This window comes from Mangrovibacterium marinum (assembly GCF_003046625.1).
Lineage (GTDB): Bacteria > Bacteroidota > Bacteroidia > Bacteroidales > Prolixibacteraceae > Mangrovibacterium > Mangrovibacterium marinum.
This window is the reverse complement of the sequence record NZ_QAAD01000013.1, coordinates 91,788-110,803: the sequence shown is the minus strand read 5'-3', so window position 1 is coordinate 110,803 and position 19,016 is coordinate 91,788. Positions and strand designations below refer to the sequence as shown.

The 19,016-nt window shown below is 47.7% G+C and carries 12 protein-coding genes; 10 read left to right on the top strand and 2 right to left on the bottom strand.

Translation table 11 applies throughout. The features are described from left to right. Positions 1-184 precede the first annotated feature (184 nt). Positions 185-2,473: a family 20 glycosylhydrolase gene (locus C8N47_RS13085; RefSeq protein ID WP_146161529.1), complete on the top strand. Its 2,289-nt coding sequence runs from the start codon at positions 185-187 to the stop codon at positions 2,471-2,473. A 13-nt stretch (positions 2,474-2,486) separates the two neighbouring features. Next, complete coding sequence (locus C8N47_RS13080) at positions 2,487-5,150, top strand: transglutaminase family protein (protein WP_107823018.1); 2,664 nt, start codon at positions 2,487-2,489, stop codon at positions 5,148-5,150. Between the two features lie 749 nt (positions 5,151-5,899). Here C8N47_RS13080 and C8N47_RS13075 read toward each other — a convergent pair. After that, a complete protein-coding gene (locus tag C8N47_RS13075) occupies positions 5,900-6,505 on the bottom strand; it encodes a 7-carboxy-7-deazaguanine synthase QueE (protein ID WP_211316134.1) in 606 nt (201 codons plus the stop codon). After that, positions 6,483-6,833: a 6-pyruvoyl trahydropterin synthase family protein gene (locus C8N47_RS13070; RefSeq protein ID WP_245915714.1), complete on the bottom strand. Its 351-nt coding sequence runs from the start codon at positions 6,831-6,833 to the stop codon at positions 6,483-6,485. The genes C8N47_RS13075 and C8N47_RS13070 overlap by 23 nt, the downstream gene beginning before the upstream one ends. 401 nt (positions 6,834-7,234) lie before the next feature. Here C8N47_RS13070 and C8N47_RS13065 point away from each other — a divergent pair, with 401 nt between their 5' ends. From C8N47_RS13065 to hemG, 8 genes are all read left to right on the top strand, one after another. Further along, positions 7,235-7,816 (top strand): RNA polymerase sigma-70 factor, encoded by a 582-nt coding sequence (locus C8N47_RS13065; protein WP_107823016.1) that lies wholly within the window; start codon positions 7,235-7,237, stop codon positions 7,814-7,816. Between the two features lie 67 nt (positions 7,817-7,883). Then, positions 7,884-8,918: a FecR family protein gene (locus C8N47_RS13060; protein ID WP_107823015.1), complete on the top strand. Its 1,035-nt coding sequence runs from the start codon at positions 7,884-7,886 to the stop codon at positions 8,916-8,918. A gap of 248 nt (positions 8,919-9,166) precedes the next feature. After that, positions 9,167-12,370: a TonB-dependent receptor gene (locus tag C8N47_RS13055; RefSeq protein WP_170111390.1), complete on the top strand. Its 3,204-nt coding sequence runs from the start codon at positions 9,167-9,169 to the stop codon at positions 12,368-12,370. 21 nt (positions 12,371-12,391) lie between these two features. After that, positions 12,392-14,416 (top strand): RagB/SusD family nutrient uptake outer membrane protein, encoded by a 2,025-nt coding sequence (locus C8N47_RS13050; protein ID WP_107823014.1) that lies wholly within the window; start codon positions 12,392-12,394, stop codon positions 14,414-14,416. A gap of 347 nt (positions 14,417-14,763) precedes the next feature. Then, positions 14,764-15,534, top strand: a complete 771-nt coding sequence (locus C8N47_RS13045; RefSeq protein WP_107823013.1) for a threonine/serine exporter family protein — start codon at positions 14,764-14,766, stop codon at positions 15,532-15,534. Between the two features lie 4 nt (positions 15,535-15,538). Further along, positions 15,539-16,045 carry a threonine/serine exporter family protein gene (locus C8N47_RS13040; RefSeq protein WP_107823012.1) on the top strand — a complete coding sequence of 169 codons (507 nt, stop codon included), beginning with the start codon at positions 15,539-15,541 and terminating at the stop codon, positions 16,043-16,045. Positions 16,046-16,288: 243 nt separating this feature from the next. Further along, on the top strand, positions 16,289-17,665 hold the full coding sequence (gene hemN, locus C8N47_RS13035) for an oxygen-independent coproporphyrinogen III oxidase (protein ID WP_107823011.1): 1,377 nt from the start codon (positions 16,289-16,291) through the stop codon (positions 17,663-17,665). Continuing rightward, positions 17,665-19,014, top strand: a complete 1,350-nt coding sequence (gene hemG, locus C8N47_RS13030; protein ID WP_211316133.1) for a protoporphyrinogen oxidase — start codon at positions 17,665-17,667, stop codon at positions 19,012-19,014. The genes hemN and hemG overlap by 1 nt, the downstream gene beginning before the upstream one ends. The last annotated feature ends 2 nt before the right edge of the window (positions 19,015-19,016 follow it).

Genomic DNA, 19,016 nt, shown 5'->3' with positions numbered 1-19,016 from the left:
AAACGCGAATTTTGGCAACGTGCCGAAGAGCGTAACCGCACAACAGCACAAATCTACGATCAACTTGGTCTGACCGAATATGAAGCGATTGAAGCTTTCGTTCGCTATCCCTTCGACGATGAAGAATCGTTTTTGAAGTAAGCGGAAATTGTTTCAACCCGATTATGCTCCATTGAATAAAATCATGAATAAATACCCAATATTACTCGCGTTGGTCATGCTGCTTTTTGCAGCATGCCAGCCTGCGAGCAATCTGAAAGAAGTTCAGATTATACCCAAGCCGGTAAGTTTAAACCAAACAGGCAAATCGCTCCTGATTAATCAGGGGGTGAGGGTGACATCGCCCGACGCAGAACTTGTGTCGTCGGTTAGTTATTTACAAGCGCAGATGCTTGCTTTGCCGCAAGCAAAGTGGTTGAGCGATAATCCGGCAGGTGTGCAAATTTTTATAGCTCTCGATGCCGGAATTGAGCAAAGCGAAGGCTATAAGCTTGTGCTTGGTGAACAAATTTTGCTTAAAGGCAAAACGGCGAATGGGATCATTCATGGTATTCAAACGTTATTGCAGATTTTGCAACAAGCGGAGGAGAGTGAGCAAGGACTCGTTGTTCCTCAGCTGAGCATCACCGATTATCCCCGCTTTGCTTATCGGGGAATGCATCTGGATGTAAGTCGTCATTTCTTCGATGCGGAGTTTGTGAAAAAGTATATCGACCTGATTGCGATGCACAAAATGAATACTTTTCACTGGCATCTTACCGACGATCAGGGCTGGCGTATCGAAATTAAGAAATACCCGAAGCTGACTGAAGTTGGTGCCTGGCGTGTTGATCACGAAGATTTGCCCTGGAACGGACGACCGGCTCAGAAACCCGGAGAAACGGCGAGTTACGGCGGTTTTTACACGCAGGAGCAAATTAAAGATATTGTTGCCTACGCAGCGGAGCGTGGTGTTAACATCATTCCCGAAATTGATATTCCCGGGCACTCGGCTGCCGCCATTGCTTCCTATCCCGAACTTTCGTGCCGAAATGCCAAAATTGGTGTAGCCTCAGGCGGGCAAGCCGAAATCAGCATTGTTTGCGGAGGAAAGGATTCGGTGATCGAATTTTATAAGAATGTGCTTACCGAGGTGATGGATCTGTTTCCTTCAAAATACATTCATATCGGAGGCGACGAAGCCTGGAAAGAGGAGTGGGAGAAATGCCCTCTTTGTCAGAAACGGATTAAACAGAAAAAACTGAAGGATGAACATGGCCTGCAAAGCTATTTCATTCAACAGCTGGACGATTTTCTGGTGTCTCACGGCCGCGCCATGATTGGCTGGGATGAGATTTTGGAAGGTGGCTTGGCCGAAAATGCAACAGTGATGTCGTGGCGAGGCGAGTCCGGTGGGATTAAGTCGGCCCAGATGGGGCACGATGTCATCATGACTCCCGGGGACTACTGTTACTTCGATTACTATCAAAATCCGGATAAATACCTGGAGCCGCTTGCCTTTAATGGCTTGGTGACTTTGAGTAAAGTGTATAATTACGAGCCTGTCCCAGCTGGGTTGACCGCAGACGAAGCCCGATATGTGTTGGGTGCTCAGGGAAATATGTGGACCGAATGGATGCCAAGTAACGAAATCGCGGAGTATCGCGCTTTGCCGCGGATGACTGCCTTAAGCGAAGTGTTGTGGTCGCCGAAAGAATTGCGCGACGAACCGGATTTTATCAGTCGCCTGGAGCCCTTTCTTGACTGGCTCTCGGAGCGTGCTTATAATTTTCACATCCCGACGCCACAGGGCATTTTCAGCCAGATGATTTTTATGGATGAGGCTAAAGTTGAATTGGTTAATCCATGGCCTTTTGCAGCCTTGCATTATACGCTGGACGGCAGCGAGCCAACGCTTGACTCACCGGTTTATAAACAACCGTTGAAGGTGTCGGAAACAACAACATTGAAGGCCGCCATCTTTATCAAAACAGGCCGCCGTGGGCCGGTAAAAACAGCCCTGTTCGAGAAAGCCGATCCGATTGATGCAACGGATGTCGCAGTGGAGAAATTGCAACCGGGCCTGAATTATGCGTACTATAAAAAGTCGCTTAGCAGCGTAGGCGGGATGGCCGAATTGAAACCCGACAGTACGGGCGTCGTAAATCAAATTCAGTTGCCCGGCTTTGTTCAGGAGCCCAAGTTTGCCTTGACGCTATCCGGATATTTTTATGCTCCGCAAACAGCGGTTTACACCTTTGCATTGACATCGGACGATGGCAGCCAGCTATCAGTAGGCGATCGGCTGGTTGTGGATCACGACGGATATCACGGGCCAACCGTAAAATACGGACAAGTTGCCCTCAAACAAGGTTATCACCCCCTGAAGCTTGCTTATTTTGATGCAGGTGGTGGGTATTCGTTGAAGCTTCAGTTTAAACAAGGCGACGACGGACAATTAAGCGAAATATCAGAAGACAACTTAAAACATTAACCAACCCAAAAAAATGAATTTCAGAAATTCAACGATACTCTTTTTATTCGTTTTGATCTTTGCATCCTGTAATCAGAAGGAGCAATTGATCAGCAAGCCCGAGCAGCTGAACGACATTAAGCAGATGCTCGAGGTACAAAAACATCTTACAGCCAACAGCAACATTGCAGTATGGGATATCTTCGATCAGCCGCTGACCGACGATGAGCGCCAAGCCATGGAGTTTATGTATGCTTATATGCCGTTGAGCGATTTAGGCGATTACTCAGCCGATTTCTTTTTGGCCAATGTGCGTAAGAGTTTGCAAACGCGCGAAGATATGAGCTGGGGAAAGTCGATCCCCGAAGAGTTATTTCTGCATTTTGTACTGCCGGTACGCATCAATAACGAAAACCTGGACTCGTTCCGGATTGTGATGTACGATGAGCTAAAGGCGCGAGTGCAGGGAATGAAGATTGAAGAAGCTGCCCTGGAAATTAACCACTGGTGCCACGAAAAAGTGGTGTATCGGGGAACCGATATTCGTACTTCGGCACCGCTGAGTACCATTCGCAAAGCTTTTGGCCGTTGCGGCGAGATGTCGACTTTTACAGTGTCGGCCCTGCGTGCTGCAGGTATTCCGGCTCGCCAGGTATACACACCTCGCTGGGCACACTCGGACGACAACCATGCCTGGGTTGAAGTGTGGGTAGATGGTGTTTGGAAATTCATGGGCGCCTGCGAACCCGATGCGCGCCTGAATATGGGCTGGTTTAGCGAGCCCGCTAAGCGTGCCTTGCTGGAACATACCCGCGTGTATGGAAAGTACTTTGGACCGGAAGATGTGGTGGCTAAAGAAGATCGTTTTTCGGAGTTGAACCTCACCACCAACTATGCAGCTGTAAAACGAATTTTTGTGGAAGTGAAAAATGCCGACGGTAGTCCGGCAACACAGGCGAATGTAGAATTTCAACTTTATAACTACGCCGAATATTACCCGATTGCCAAGCAGTTGACCGACCAAAACGGTATGGCCTCAATTGCCATGGGCTTAGGCGAAGTTATCGTTTGGGCTAGTAAAGGCAGTCAATTCAATTTTGAAAAAATATCAGTTTCCCAAGCCGATACGGTTCGGTTGACTTTGGTCGATAAGCAGCTCGATGGTGCGCATTTCGATTTCGACTTTGTGCCGCCGCATCTGATTAAGGATACCATGCAGATTACGGATGCCGAAAAGGCGCTGAACGAAAAGCGACTGGCCGAGGAGGATTCAATCCGTACAAGCTACACGGCAACTTTCAAGAGCGAGGAGTGGAGTAAGGCATTAGCCAACGAACTGAAACTTGATGAAGCAACCGTTGTACGTGCCATCCACCTGAGTTACGGCAATTGGGCTGAAATTGAGAAATACCTGCGCGATAATGCCGGCGACAAACACGTGCTCGATTTGTTGAAAGGGATCTCCGATAAGGACTTTAGCGACACCAAAGCCGCCATCTTAACCAGCCATTTGAAAAACGCAATTCACCGCGACGAGGTATCCGAAGCAATTTTTGTCGATTGTGTTCTGGCACCGCGGGTTACTAACGAAATGCTACGCAGCTGGCGACAATTCCTGCAAGCGGCTTTTGCGGATCAGAAAGAAGCTTTTGTGAAAGACCCGCAAGAGCTCAAAGCCTGGATGAAACAAAACATCAGCATCGACGATATGGCGAATAAACACTCGCGCACCGAGTTGAGCCCGATGGCTGTGTACAAGCTTCGTCTGTCCGATTCGCACTCGCGCGATTTCTTTTATGTTGCAGTATGTCGTGCTTTGGGAATCCCTGCACGGTTGAATCCGGCAACAGAGATCCCCGAGTTTTATCAAAACGGAGCGTGGGTTCGTGCAGCCTTCACGGACGATACGCCTGCTGTTCCCCAAACCGGTAAGCTGGTTTTACAGAACGGCGATAATCCGATTGAACCGCAGTATATGATTCATTTTACCATTGGTAAATTGATTGATGGCAACTACCAAACCTTGCAGTATCCGTTTACCAAAAAGGTAACAACATTTGATGCGCTCGACCTGGAAGTTGGAAAATATTACCTGGTTACCGGCAACCGCCTGGAAGATGGTTCGGTGTTAAGTACCTGTGATTTCTTCACCATTGATGCTGGCAAAACCACACAACTGACCGTTAGCCTGCGGCAGTCGGTTGATGCACCTAAGGCTGTCGCTCAGCTCGATTTTAAAGCGCTGAACATTCAGACATTGAATGATAAGAAGCTTGTTTCATTGGATCAAATCGCAAACGGCAAGAATATGGTGCTGGCCTTGCTTGATCCAAACAAAGAAACATCAAAACATATTTTGAATGACTTAGGCGATTATCTGGACCATTTCAACGCCTGGTCGGGCGAATTTGTATTTATTGCTTCCGAAGACCAGCCGCAATTGGGCCCCGTGTTGGATAGCTACCATTTGCCTGAAAATTACATTAGTGGCTACGATAAGGATAATAAGGTGCTTGAAGCCTTGATGAAAAATTTTGGTGACGATGTGAAAGGTACGTTGCCCCTGGTTATTTTAACCGATGCCAGCGGACAGGTTTACATGTTCTCCTCGGGCTATAAAATCGGAATCGGTGAGCAGTTGCTCAAGGTTTTTCCGGCCCTGACGATGGCAAGTACCGAAAGCTGTTGCCAACCTTAAACATGTTGTCTTTTTTGGGTTTGACTGGACATGTTTGACGATCCGTTCTACGCATATTTTGTTTGGGTTAGATTAGTGAGAATGGATAATACAGGGGCCTCGGTCCCTGTATTTAATCGAAGAATAAGAGAAAAGTAATTTAGATAAAAGCCCAAAACTGTCAGATCATAGCTCTGGAAAGAAGGGAGTTTTTGAGAGACAATTTAAACCGGAAATTAGCTGTCGATGGTTACAACCGGGAACAGCAATATTTTAATATCAAATAGCATCTTTTTTTTAAGAATCCCGAGCCATCAGCTTTCAGCCAGCTGGTGGCTTTTTTGGTGAAAGCCGATTCTGGTGATGCGCCTGCCTGCGGTAGGCCGGGTTTCCAAACCGCACCGAAGATGCTTTGAATTGCGGTTCAGCTCGAAACTGAAGCACCGATGGAAATTGCTTCCCGGACGGTCGGTCAGGGCAAACACGCATGGAAACGACCTCTCAAAAAGAACAAGCTGTTTCCATTTGTTCATGATTGGCTCTTTCGGACCTAATGTCCCCTATTTTATGCTGATAAACATAGAAGTGTTATGGTGATTAGGCGATGAATTAGTCATAATCTGTATGACGATTCGGAAAAGCACCTCTACTATTCTGCACCCCGCTGGTGAGCTATTGTAAAGCGTGCCACTTTCATCCCTGTTGGAGATTTCCTCCGAATGAGGGAAATCGAAGTGGCGAACAAATCAGTTCAAAAACAGAGAAAAAAACTAGCGGATATTCCACACTTTGTGCTGCTGAATGGAAAGCTGCCAGTCTGGATTTTTAAGTATGTAGTCAATGCAGCGCTGCAGGATCTCCCGGTCGAGTTCCATCCGTTCTTTTTCCTTGCCCAGAAAAATCGGGCTCAATAAGTAATGCTCAGCTTTGGGCAGCTCATGCAGGTCGTAGTCCGGTGCCTGTTGAAAAAGACATTTTATCTCCGATACTCCGTCCGGAAAGTTCTCTCGCAGTCGGGCCGCTGTAACCTGTTTGGGCGAGCAGCTGATAAAATCCAGCTTCGAGGGCAGTGGCTTGGTGCCGTTTGTTTCAATGGCCTGGTAGTAGCCGTGCTCCTTGAAAAAAGCAACAATTTCGTCGGTTAATTGCAAGGCAGGTTCGCCGCCGGTCCAGATGATGTTTTTACAGGGAAATTGGCTGATTTCTTCCAGCAATTGTTGCAGTGAGTAGCTTTCGCCGGATTCGAATTCGGTATCGCAAAACCAGCAATTCAAATTACAGTTCGACAGGCGAATAAAGATATTCGGAGTCCCGGCCCGGGATCCTTCTCCCTGCAGCGAGTAAAATATTTCGTTAACAGTTAAGTTCACAGACATTCCCCTGGCTTTCCTGAATTACAACTTTTGTACACCAAAAACGTTTGCCAGCCTCCTTGGTGCCAATGGTATTGGCAATCCAAAGCGCCATATTTTCGACCGTGGGAACCGGTATGATATCGTTCAGGTGTTTGTGGTCAAGTTGCTGAAAAATTGTTTCTTTCAGGTAATTGAAATCTACCACCATTCCGTTTTCCAATTCGTGGCTGGCCACGTATATATCCACAATCCAGTTGTGGCCATGCAGGTTGTTGCATTTGCTCTCGTAGGGCAAGTCCAACTGGTGGCTTGCCGAAATCTCAAAAGTCTTTTTTACAGTCCAAATCATCCTTCTATTCTGTTGTATCTCCCCTGAAGTAGGAGTGGTCTCCAAATTTGCTGCAAACCTAACATTATTTGCTTAAAACACCATCTAAAAAACAGTAACAGAATAGATTTGTGTTTGTTTTGGTAATGCAGATCTTATGCCTGCGGTGGTGTCTTTGTTGCAGGATTGAGGTGAAATACTTAAGCCTGTACTTTAGGCGGGCCAACGACAACAAGGCTGTCAGCGTCGCTACAATTCGGGTCCTGGCAGCTGCTGTTGTTCGGCATACGAGCCCGTAACAGGACGCTTTATGTGCTCGTTTTCTCGAAAAATAATTGCATGTTTGGAGTACTTTGTGCATTGTCGATGATTTACGATATATAATTTTATAGTTTTGTAGTTGGATAATCTGTTTGTTATTGATGGTTAGAAATGAAGATCTTGAAAACGTATTGTTGCTGAAAAAGGGGGATATCAGTGCTTTTTCAGCGTTGTTCGGCAAATACTCGGAGCGTTTGTATGCTTTTGCATTGAGTATAGCACGCGAACCCTATATTGCAGAAGAAATTACACAGCAGGTTTTCCTCAAAATCTGGGAGAAGCGCCATCAGATTGAGGAGTATTTTTCTTTTAAGTCCTTTCTCTTCTCAGTCACCTATTCGGAAACAATCTCGTTGTTACGAAAAGAAACGGCCGAAAAAAAGAAGGTTAATCGCTGGGGAGAAGTCGCTTCATTCGAGACCACCGAAACGGATTACACGGTTGAATTTAATAATCTGGAGCTATTGACTAGCGAAATTATTGCCGGTTTGCCAGCCAGACGCCGCGAAATTTTTATTCTTAGTCGCGAACAAGGCTATTCGTACAGGGAGATTGCCGATAAGCTTGGGCTGTCGGTGAAAACCGTTGAAAATCAGATCTCAGCAACCTTGAAGACCATCCGCGAAAAATTGGGCGAAAGCCAGCTTTGCTCAATATTATTTTATTTTTTGACGACTCATTAAATTTTTTTTTTGCTTCGGATAGGGGTAAGCTTCGGTTCATTTCGTAATACTCGTGTTAAAAGAACCAATGAAGATTACACCGAACGATATTAAACGCTATTTGGAGGGCAAGGCCGCCCCTTCAGAATCGGAGCAGGTGAAGCAATGGCTTGCCAATCCGCAGAATGAAGCTGTAGCCCGGGCTGTTTTGGGCGATCTGTGGACGAATTCGGAGATTAAACTGCGATCGGCCAAACCTGATTTCGAACAGATGTTGTGGAAAACCAAATTCCGGATGAGGCCGGAAGAACAGTCCGTAGGTAGTCTGCGTGCTTCATCAAGGAGGGCGCGTTTGGGCCGGGCCTTCTCCAAAGCAGCAGCCATCTTAATTTTTCCCATAATCGCTTTTACCGCTTACCTTTATTTCACTTATCCTGTCCAGCAGGCTGCAACGAGCGCAATTGACGTTTCTCAGTACCGCGAAGTTTATACCAAGCCGGGCACAAAATTGCACTTTCAGCTAGCCGATGGAACCATGGTGTGGTTGAACGATGGAACAACCCTGCGTTATCCGGAAGTGTTTGCCGGTCCTAAACGCGAGGTGTTTGTTGATGGAGAAGCATATTTCGAGGTGAAAGCCGACAAGCAGCATCCATTTATTGTTAACAACCCCATGATGAATACACTGGTTACCGGAACACATTTCAATATTAATGCTTATGCCGCCGATAAGTTTTTTGAAGCCACCTTGCTGGAAGGACATATTGCGCTGGAGGGCAAATCCGGAAATGTGGAGTTGACCCCTGGCGAGCAATTGCAACTGAATATGGAGGCCAAAACGATGGTGCAGAAAAAAGTGAAAAGTAAAAACGCTATTGGCTGGATCGATGGTCGGTTGATCATTCAGAATGAACGGCTCGATGCCGCTTTGAAAAAAATTAGCCGTTGGTACAATGTTGAGATTGTTGTGGCCGACAAAAACCTGAATAACTATGAACTAACCTGCACGCTCGAAAATGAAAAGATGGACCAGTGCATGAGCCTGATCGCGAACGTCTTGCCCGTTCGATACCACATAGAGCTGATTGATGAACATAAACGAATTATCCTGACGAAACAATGAGAAAAAGCTTGACGAGAATCTCGCACATTCACGCCAAGCTAAGGTGTTTATAAACTATAAAACGAATCAAATTTATGAAAAAAGAATGTAAACCCATTTTTCAGGGGGAGCGATCTCTCTGGATAAGGAAAATGCTATTACTTATGAAACTTACCTGTTTGTTGGTTTTGTTGGCTGTTTTCCAATCCTTCGCGATTGATACTGCGGGACAAAACACTCAAATTTCCGTCGATTTGAAAAATACAACGATGGAAAATGTTCTTCAAAATATCGAAGAAGAATCAGATTACTATTTCCTTTATAGTAGAAGTGTTATTGACTTAAGCCGAAAAGTTGATTTTAAAGTTGATGGGGTGAATGTCGAAGAGGCCCTGAATCAACTGTTCGAAGGCTCTAATATTAACTATCGCTTCGAAGGCCGCCAAATTGTGCTTACCCAAATCACACAGGCAACGGCCCAGCAGCAGTCCATATCGGGTGTTGTTAAAGATGCCGCCGGTGTGGCATTGCCCGGGGTTACGGTGGTTGTAAAAGGTACAACCAATGGTACCATTACCGATTTCGACGGGAAATACGCTCTGTCGGCTGTTCCTGCCGATGCGGTGCTGGTATTTTCGTTTGTCGGAATGCAGACACTGGAGATGCCTGTGGCTGGTAAAACCAATATTTCCGTAACACTCGAAGAGCAGACTATTGGTATTGAAGAGGTTGTGGCTGTAGGTTATGGCGTTGTTAAAAAAGCTGACTTAACCGGTTCGGTTGCCTCGGTGAAGGCCGAAGATATTGCCCGGACATCATCCAGCAATGCCATGCAAGCGATGCAGGCACAGGTGCCCGGTTTGGATATTCAGCAAAATAGCGGCGAGGCCGGCTCTAAGTTGAATATTAACCTGCGCGGTAACCGGTCAATCTCTGCGTCTAACAGTCCGCTGATCCTGGTCGATGGTATCGAATATGGATCAACCCTGGATATCAACCCCTCCGACATCGAGTCGATGGATGTGTTGAAAGATGCTGCTTCAACTGCGATCTACGGTACCAAAGGTGCCAACGGTGTAATCATCATCACGACAAAACGCGGGAAAGCCGGTAAAACAAAAATCAGCCTGAACACTTATTTATCGTCTAACTCGGCAACCAACGTACCCAAGGTGATGTACGGACGTAAAGAAGTACAGCGCTTGATCGACAAAGCCAATTACCAGGCTGATGCAGCCAGCGGAAACTGGGGGGGCAGCAGTTTGACGGTTCAGGATATCTTGACTGAAAGTCTGGATGATGGTACAACCGAAATGGATATTTATAATGATGGATCGTATACCGATTGGTTGGATATTATCCTTCAGAACGGGTTGACACAAAACTACGAGCTTGGCGTGTCGGGTGGTAGTGAGAAGACCAACTTCAACCTTTCGCTTGGAACCATGTTCGAAGAAGGCTTGATGAAAAACGACAACCTGGACCGCTACAACGTGAAAACAGTTGTTGATCACAAAATCAGCGACCAGTTTAAAGTTGGGATGAACACATTGCTGACGTATAAGAGTCACGACTCGCGGAACTCAAGTGTGTTTGGTCAGTCCATGAAAATGACGACCATCACGCATCCATATCTTTCCGACAATACTATCAACGAAAATCCAAACCCGCGTTATGCTGCTCACGTGAATCCATTGATGGATGAGATTCCCGGAAACTATCAGCGGAATATTGAAACAACCCGCATTTTTTCCAATGCTTATTTAGAGGTGAAGCCGATTGCTGACCTGGTGTTTAAAACAACCTTTGCCGTTGACCGTTCAAACTCGCGCGATGGATTGTATCAGGATTATAAGAGTGTTGCCCGTCACCAATCGCCGGGAACAACTTATATTTCATCGACTTGGAATACCGGAACAAAGTACACCTGGGAGAATACGCTGACTTACAATACCGATTTTAACAGCGACGAGCATGATTTGACCGTTTTGTTGGGGCACAGTATGAATCAATCTGTGACGGAGTCGACTTCTACTTTTGGCGATGCCGGAGCAGAGCATTATTATCAAAGTGCCTTCTACGATTTGTCGAAAATTGGCTCTCCCACAACAGAAACGACCTACATTAAACAGGCGATCTTATCGTATTTCAGCCGTGTAAACTATAAATTCAGAGACAAATACTTATTGCAGGCTTCGGTACGTGCCGACGGTTCGTCAACGCTGGCCGACGGAAACAAGTGGGGCTATTTCCCCTCAACAGCTGTTGCCTGGCGAATGAGCGAAGAACCGTTTTTACAGGATGTTGATGTGCTTGATAACCTGAAGCTGCGTGCCAGCTGGGGGATCTCGGGTAACGCAGCAGTTGATCCGTATCAAACCTTGCAAGCGCTGAGTTCTTATCCGGTTTATTATTACCTGGGAGCCAAAGATGTTGCCGGTAATATTCCCGATCAGTTGGGAAACCAGGACTTGAAGTGGGAGACAACCAATGCCTTAAACTTCGGTTTGGATTTCGGCTTCATGGGTAATCGGGTCTCTGGTAGTATCGACTTCTTTACCAGCCGTACAAGCGATTTGTTGCTCTATCGTTCAGCTCCGGCGTCATCGGTTTTCCCAACCGTGATTTCCAACATTGGTGAGACGAAAGGACATGGTATTGAAATCGCTCTAAATACGTCGGTGGTTCGCTCAAGCGATTGGAATTGGGACATTAACTGGTCGTATTCATCATTCACCGACGAAGTGTCGAGCCTGTACGAAGGCGTTGATAAAGACATCAACGGAACCATTGCCTACATTGTAGGTGAACCGGTTTCTGCTTATTACGACTGGGAAGCCGATGGTACCTGGGATGTTGGTGAATATGACGATTACATTGCAGACTGGCAGACGCGCCACACCGGCGAAACAGCTGGTTATATCTCCGACTACGGAACCCCCGGAACTATTAAGGTGATCGACCGCAACGATGACGGGGTGATTGACGACAGCGACAAGCGTATCTATAATCGCAGTCCCAAGCATATCATCGGTATGAACAACTCGGTGAGCTTTAAAGATTTCTCATTGTCTGTTTTGCTTTATGCGCGCGTAGGAGGATATATTGCTTACGACTTTAACAACCAGATGAACTTTGAATCGGCAAACTGGGCCGACCTGGATTACTGGACTGTGGATAATACCGATGCTAAATTTCCGAACCCCGGTTCTGCCAGTGCATTGTATACCAACTACAGTAGCTCGCTGCTCTACGAAAAGGCTAATTATGTGAAGGTAAAGGATATTACTTTAGCCTACAATCTGCCTAAAACATTGATCGGACAGGTTGGTCTTGGCTCAGTGAAATTGTATGGTTCGTTGAAAAACTTCATCACCTTCAGCAGTATCGATAATTACGACCCCGAACGTGGTGGTTCTATCAGCTTCCCCTTAGCCAAACAAGTTGTTTTTGGAGCCAATATCGAATTTTAACCTAACAAAACGTTTATTGAAATGAAAAAGAAATTAGTTATATATCTATTGGCAGGAGCATCTTTGCTTGGAGGCGTTAGTTCTTGCCAGGACTTTTTAGAGGAAGATAATAAAACCGGCCAGACCGCCGATCTGACATATTCTACCAAAACCGGTATTGAAGGCCTGGTGGCAACATGTTACTCGTACGCTCGGGGATGGTATGGTAAAGAGGCTGGTTTAGGACTGTCGGAAATGGGAACCGACTTGTTTTACTATGGCTACGACAATAAGCAAAAGTCGCTGACATCGTATAACTTGACACCCATCAGCCTGGACGGAAACAGTAGCGATAATGCTTGTCTGGACCATTATTGGGAGATGTTTTACGCAGCAACCGATGTGTGTAATAATGCACTGAAATATGTGCCGCTAAACGACGCGATCAACGAGACCACAAGAAGTCAGTACATGGGAGAAGCCTATTTCCTGCGTGCGTTCTATTACTTTCACATGGTGAATATCTGGGGACCGATTCCGTATAACAGCGAGCCGGTTACAAGTATTTCTACCGACCCTGAACGGATGCCCGAAGAAGAGGTGTACAGCAACATTTTAGCCGACCTGGACCTGGCTATCGCTGCATTCGAGGACGCGGGTTACATGACCAAAGCCGACGGTCGCGCCAACTATTGGGCAGCACGGGCGTTGAAAGCCCGGGTGTTGTTGTATGCGGCTTCGTGGTTGGGCGAAACCAGCATCTCAACCAATTCGGCATACAGCGGTAAAAACCTGTATTCATTGGCACAGACCGAGGCTCAGGCTGTTATCGACGGTTCGTACGCTTCATTCTACGATGATTACAACGATGTTTGGTCCATGAATAATGAGGATTATTCAGCCAATAACGAGGCGCTTTTCGGTGTTACTTATTCCTCCGATCTGACTTCAACCGTGAATTGTATCCCCCACCGCTACAAAACCGATAAATCGGGCGACAAACTCGACTATGCATCCTTGATTACCCGCACAGGCTATAGCCGTGGTGGTAGTGCCATGCTGCTTCAGTTTGTTGGTTTCTGGAATAACGGTGCTTCCGACCTGGGAGGTAACGGAAAGGAAATCTTTGTTCGTGCATTGTCGTCGGAAAGTACCCAGTATATCACTAACACGGTTACCGGCGAAAGAGTGTATGTGGCCGAAAAGTATTCACCATACAGCCGTGGTTTTACCCGCTACCTGCCATCGATGTATTTATGGCAGCTTTTGGAAGAACACCGTGCAACCGACCAACGCACAGAAGCTACTTTGCTGGATGCTTACACCATTGCTCCCGGATTGGAAGGAAGTGCTAAAAAATATCCGATGATTGCCGATACTGCAATTTATTATTGTGGCTTGGACGGCGATTCTCCGGAAGGACAAGCGAAACAGGCCTGGGCGAAAAACCGCTATCGGATTCAGTTTATGACTGGCGGCGACATCCCCGTTTATTCTTCAACTGATGTGTCGCAGGCATTGCCAACCGAGGCTGCCAAACCCGTATCGGATGTGTATGGCGACGACCGGTACAATACCTATAAGATTGGTGGATGGGGTTCATTCCCGGGAATCAAAAAGTTCCTGAACAACGTCTTCGATCCGGCGTATCCCACGCACGATATTTCCTCGCGCGATGCCATCGTTATTCGTTTGCCGGAGATGTACCTGATCAAGGCCGAGTGCCAGCTGAATACCGAAAGCGGAAATGCGGCCATGGCCACCATCAATCAGTTGCGTGAGCAACGGGCAAAGGACGGTATGGACAATACCCTGGATGGCGCCGCCACGCTGGAAACAGTATTGGAAGAACGGGCTGTTGAGTTGTGCGGCGAACAACAACGTTGGTTCGACCTGAAGCGCACCCGCACCTTGGTCGACCACGTGAGAGCCTATAATGCTCAAGGTTCTGATAACGTTCAAAGTTACCACCTGTTGCGTCCGATACCTCAGGCACAAATGGATGCCATTACCAATGCCAGCTCTACCGAAGGGCAGGGCTTCTGGCAAAACAACGGATACAACTAGACGATTCGTTTGTCGAACTGATATGAGCCACTAAGCTGAGAACACAGCTTAGTGGCTCTTTTATTTTGGGGAAAGTCGATGCACGCCCAAACGAGTCGTTGACGTTTTAGGACGACAACCCGACAACCGATAATTGATACCCCGCAACTTTCATCCCCGTTGGATCCCGGGAATCATCGCTGTTTTTTAATTTTCGGCAGCCTACCTCCTGTAAAATAACCAACCCGTTGCTGCATCTCTTTTGCAGCGATAAGATAAGTTTAAATTGAGCGTTCAGTTGGGCAAAAAATGAAACTACAAAGTTTATAATTCGTTTATTTCGCAAACCCAAACGCTTAAATCGTCTTATGGAAAACCCAAGTATTAAACCCATTCAGGAGTTAAGTAAGATTTTGCTCGAGGTTGGTTCCCTGCTGATGGCCTCAGGAGCTAATTCGGCGCGCATCCGCACAACAATCATGCGTATAGCCGGTGGTTTTGGCTACAATGCCGAGCTGCTGATTACCCATCGGGCGCTGATGCTGACGGTTTTCGACGAAGAAAGCAACTATTATCAGAGTAGTTTGAAACGCACATCGCCGCATGGTGCCAATTTTCGGATATTGAGCGGTATTAGCCGCATGAGCTGGCATATTGTCGAGGAAAACTGGACTTTCGCGCAGATCTGGAACGAGATAAACCGCTTGAAATCATTGCCGCACTTCCCGCGCCTGATTATTTTGGCAACAGTGGCGCTGGCGGGCGCTTCCTTTTGCCGGCTGTTTGGCGGCGGCGCCATGGAGATGCTGGTGTGTTATGTGGCCACATTTTGCGGGCTTTTTGTTCGTCAGGAAGCCGTGAAGAAAGGCTTTAATGCGTATTTGTGCATCTACTTTGCCGCCTTTACCTCCTGTTTAATTGCCGGTAGTTCTGTGAAATTCGACATTGGAACCAATCCCGAACATGCTTTTGCAACCTCGGTGCTTTACCTGATTCCGGGAATTCCTTTAATCAACTCGCTTTCGGATTTACTGGACGGGAATATTATGAACGGATTGGTACGTGGGATGAACGGGCTGATGATTGCATTCGCAATTGCCTTGGGAATGTTGTGTACGATATTAATCTATAATTTTTAGCACGATGGATTGGATGCCTTTTTTAGAAAACTGGATTTGGTTAGGCTTCGCAGCCGTTGGTTTTGCGGTTTTGTTTAACGTGCCCATGCGTACGCTGTGGGTCATCTTTTTGCTGGGAGCCGTAGGCGGAAGTTTAAAGTTGATAAGCATGAAGCTGGGCGGCAGTATTATTCTGGCCTCTTTTTTCGGTGCCATGTTGGTTGGTTTCCTGAGTATTTATGCCGCTCATTTCAGGCATGCCCCAGCCTATGTGTTTGCCATTCCATCGGTAATTCCCATGGTGCCCGGTGCTTTTGCTTACCGCATGATGTTAGGGACGATACGCCTTACCGGCGATGTGGATCAGGCTGTGTTTAACAGCTTAATGCACGAAACGGTAAATAATGGCTTGAAGGCCCTGTTCGTACTAATGGCACTGGCTTTGGGGGTGTCGGCCCCGATGTTGTTATTCCGTCGTGAGTCGTCCAAGGAAATTAAGGTTATCAAAATTGATGAGTTGATTAAAAAATAGCCTGCCAACAAGCCCGAAACAACAAACAGGCTGTTTGCATTCCCGCCGATTGCCTGTCATTTTGCTGCACTTAAGCCCCGAATACTTAAAGCTTGATTCATCTCAACTTTTATCAGTACGAAGTCTTTTTCGGTCTCTTTTATTTTTTCTATTTTAGCTTCGTTACGGGAATTTAAAATCCTCTTTTCAGGCGTCTTGCCGTACAGTTCCTGTAACCCCAAAGCCTTTAATAGTTGACAAAATATGAAGATACCAGTCGATCTGATTGAAAAATACAATGTTCCGGTACCACGTTACACAAGCTATCCGCCAGCGAACTTTTTTGAAGATACCTTTGGAACGGCCGATTACTTAGCCGCTGTTGAGCAATCCAACAGCGAGGGCGCCAGTAACATCTCCATTTACATTCATGTTCCGTTTTGCACCCAACTGTGTTTGTACTGTGGTTGCAATACGCACATCACCAAAGACCGCGCGTTGATGCGCCGTTATGTGGATGCGCTGAAGACGGAAATCCGGATGATCCGCCCCAAGCTGGATCGAAGCCGGAAGGTTTCGCAAATACACTGGGGCGGCGGTACTCCCAACGCGTTGCCGGCAGCCTGGATTGGCGAAGTGATGGAGATTCTGAGCTCGGAGTTCGATTTTATCGACAAAGCTGAGATTGCCATCGAGTGCAACCCCGCCGCCCTCGACGAAGAATACATTGCCCGGCTGGCTGCCTTCGGTTTTAACCGCATCAGCATGGGGGTGCAGGATTTTCGCGAGGAGGTGCTCAATGCGGTTCATCGCGAAGTGCCCACCATCCCAATCGAGCAGCTGGTGACCATGATCAAGTCGCACCCGGGCATGTCGGTCAACCTGGACTTTATTTACGGCTTGCCATTTCAAACTGCCGAATCGTTTGCTGATACGATGGCCCGGGCGATCGAGATCTCGCCCGATCGGTTGGTGACTTTCTCGTATGCGCATGTGCCCTGGGTGAAAAAAGCTCAGCAAAAGCTCGAGGAATATGGCCTGCCATCGGCCGACGAGAAAGTGAAGATGTTCGAGTCGGCCTGGCTACAGATGAAAGCTGCCGGCTATGTGCCCATTGGCCTCGACCACTACGCCCGGCCCGAGGATGATATGACCAAGGCCTTGGAATCGCGCACGCTGCATCGGAACTTTCAGGGCTACTGCACCCGAGAAACCACCGGGCAGGTTTATGCCTTTGGCGTGACCGGCATCAGCCAGCTGGAAAATGTGTACGCGCAGAATGCCCGCACGGTGAAAGAATACCTCGAGCATATTGATGGGGGAGCCCCCCTGGTGGTGAAAGGCTACCGGCTGACGGACACGGAAAAGATCATCCGCCGGATCATTAACGAGATTATGTGCAACCAGTACTTGTCGTGGTCGCGCATTGGTGGCGAGTTTAACCAAACGCCCGGGCAGTTGAAGGCGCTGCTGCATTTCAGCAACGAGAAGCTGGAGCCTTTTGTTGCCGACAAGTTATTGGAGTATAACGACGACGAAATCGTCATCAGCGACCTGGGCCGCTTTGTGTTGCGGAACATTGCTGCTGTTTTCGACATCCATATTGGCGACCCGAATCGCAAATTTTCAAAATCAGTTTGATGAAGCAAAAAGTAGCTGTTATCGGAGCCGGCCTGACAGGGTTAACAACGGCTTATTATCTGAGAAAAAAAGGCATTGACGTAACCGTTTTCGAGAAGGCCGATCGGCCGGGAGGAGTCATTCAAACGTACCGGAAAGATGGCTTTACCTACGAAAACGGACCGAGCACCGGCGTGTTGGGCACCCCCGAGGCGGCCGAGCTGATTGCCGAGCTGGGCGATTTATGCAAGCTCGAAATTGCCGACGAGGATGCCAAATACCGCTGGATCTGGAAGGGTGGCCGTTGGGTGGCCTTGCCATCGGGCTTGCTGGGCGGAATAACAACCCCGCTGTTTCGCTTGGCCGATAAACTGCGTTTATTGGGCGAGCCTTTTCGCAAGCCCGGAACGAATCCCAACGAATCGCTAGCCAGCCTGGTGCGCCGCCGGATGGGGGAGAGCTTCCTGAACTATGCCGTCGATCCCTTCATCCTGGGCATTTACTCGGGCGATCCCGAGCGGCTGGTCACCAAATATGCACTGCCCAAGCTTTACCATCTGGAGCAAAAGTACGGCAGCTTTATTGGTGGTGCCATCAAAAAGGCGAAGGAACCCAAAAGCGAGCGCGACAAGAAAGCCACCCGCGAGGTGTTCTCGCTGCGCGGGGGCCTTTCAACCTTAATTGATGCTCTGGTGCACAGAATTGGTCCGGAACGAATCGTCCTGAATGCCGAAAATATGCGTGTTGCCTTGGCCGGAAAAAGCTACATGGTTAGCTATAACGATCAGCCGGCCGGTAGGTTCGATCAGCTGATCTCTACGGTTGGAGCCTGGGCATTGCCCGAGCTTTTACCCTTTCTGCCCAAGAAAGAGCTGGTCGACATTATCCAGCTGCCTTATGCCAAGGTGGTGCAGGTGTCGGTGGGTTTCCGAAAGTGGGAGGGCATTTCGCTGAAGGCTTTTGGCGGATTGGTGCCTTTTTGCGAAAACCGCCGCGTACTGGGCGCCTTGTTTTTGTCGTCCTTTTTGCAAAACCGCGCACCCGAAGGCGGTGCTTTAATCTCCACATTTTTAGGGGGTGTGCGGCGTTCCAATATGGTGGAACTGAGCGATGAGGAAATTAAAAGTATTGTTGAAGCTGAATTAAAAGAGATGCTCGGACTAACAAAATGGAATCCCGATTTGTTAGTGATTAACCGATACCAACATGCAATTCCGCAATACGGCGTGGAGTCGGAAGCCAAACTCGAGGCAGTGACCAAGCTGCAAGAGCGCTTCTCGGGGCTTCACCTGGCCGGAAACCTGCGCGACGGTATCGGTATGGCCGACCGCATCAGACAAGGTTGCGAGTTGGCTGCATTGATTGAGTAAGC

Excerpts from the sequence above, each read along its gene's own strand:
- C8N47_RS13085 (WP_146161529.1), top strand. The coding sequence starts at position 185 with ATGAATAAATACCCAATATTACTCGCGTTGGTCATGCTGCTTTTTGCA.
- C8N47_RS13080 (WP_107823018.1), top strand. The coding sequence starts at position 2,487 with ATGAATTTCAGAAATTCAACGATACTCTTTTTATTCGTTTTGATCTTT.
- C8N47_RS13075 (WP_211316134.1), bottom strand. The coding sequence starts at position 6,505 with ATGTCTGTGAACTTAACTGTTAACGAAATATTTTACTCGCTGCAGGGA.
- C8N47_RS13070 (WP_245915714.1), bottom strand. The coding sequence starts at position 6,833 with ATGATTTGGACTGTAAAAAAGACTTTTGAGATTTCGGCAAGCCACCAG.
- C8N47_RS13065 (WP_107823016.1), top strand. The coding sequence starts at position 7,235 with ATGGTTAGAAATGAAGATCTTGAAAACGTATTGTTGCTGAAAAAGGGG.
- C8N47_RS13060 (WP_107823015.1), top strand. The coding sequence starts at position 7,884 with ATGAAGATTACACCGAACGATATTAAACGCTATTTGGAGGGCAAGGCC.
- C8N47_RS13055 (WP_170111390.1), top strand. The coding sequence starts at position 9,167 with ATGGAAAATGTTCTTCAAAATATCGAAGAAGAATCAGATTACTATTTC.
- C8N47_RS13050 (WP_107823014.1), top strand. The coding sequence starts at position 12,392 with ATGAAAAAGAAATTAGTTATATATCTATTGGCAGGAGCATCTTTGCTT.
- C8N47_RS13045 (WP_107823013.1), top strand. The coding sequence starts at position 14,764 with ATGGAAAACCCAAGTATTAAACCCATTCAGGAGTTAAGTAAGATTTTG.
- C8N47_RS13040 (WP_107823012.1), top strand. The coding sequence starts at position 15,539 with ATGGATTGGATGCCTTTTTTAGAAAACTGGATTTGGTTAGGCTTCGCA.
- hemN (WP_107823011.1), top strand. The coding sequence starts at position 16,289 with ATGAAGATACCAGTCGATCTGATTGAAAAATACAATGTTCCGGTACCA.
- hemG (WP_211316133.1), top strand. The coding sequence starts at position 17,665 with ATGAAGCAAAAAGTAGCTGTTATCGGAGCCGGCCTGACAGGGTTAACA.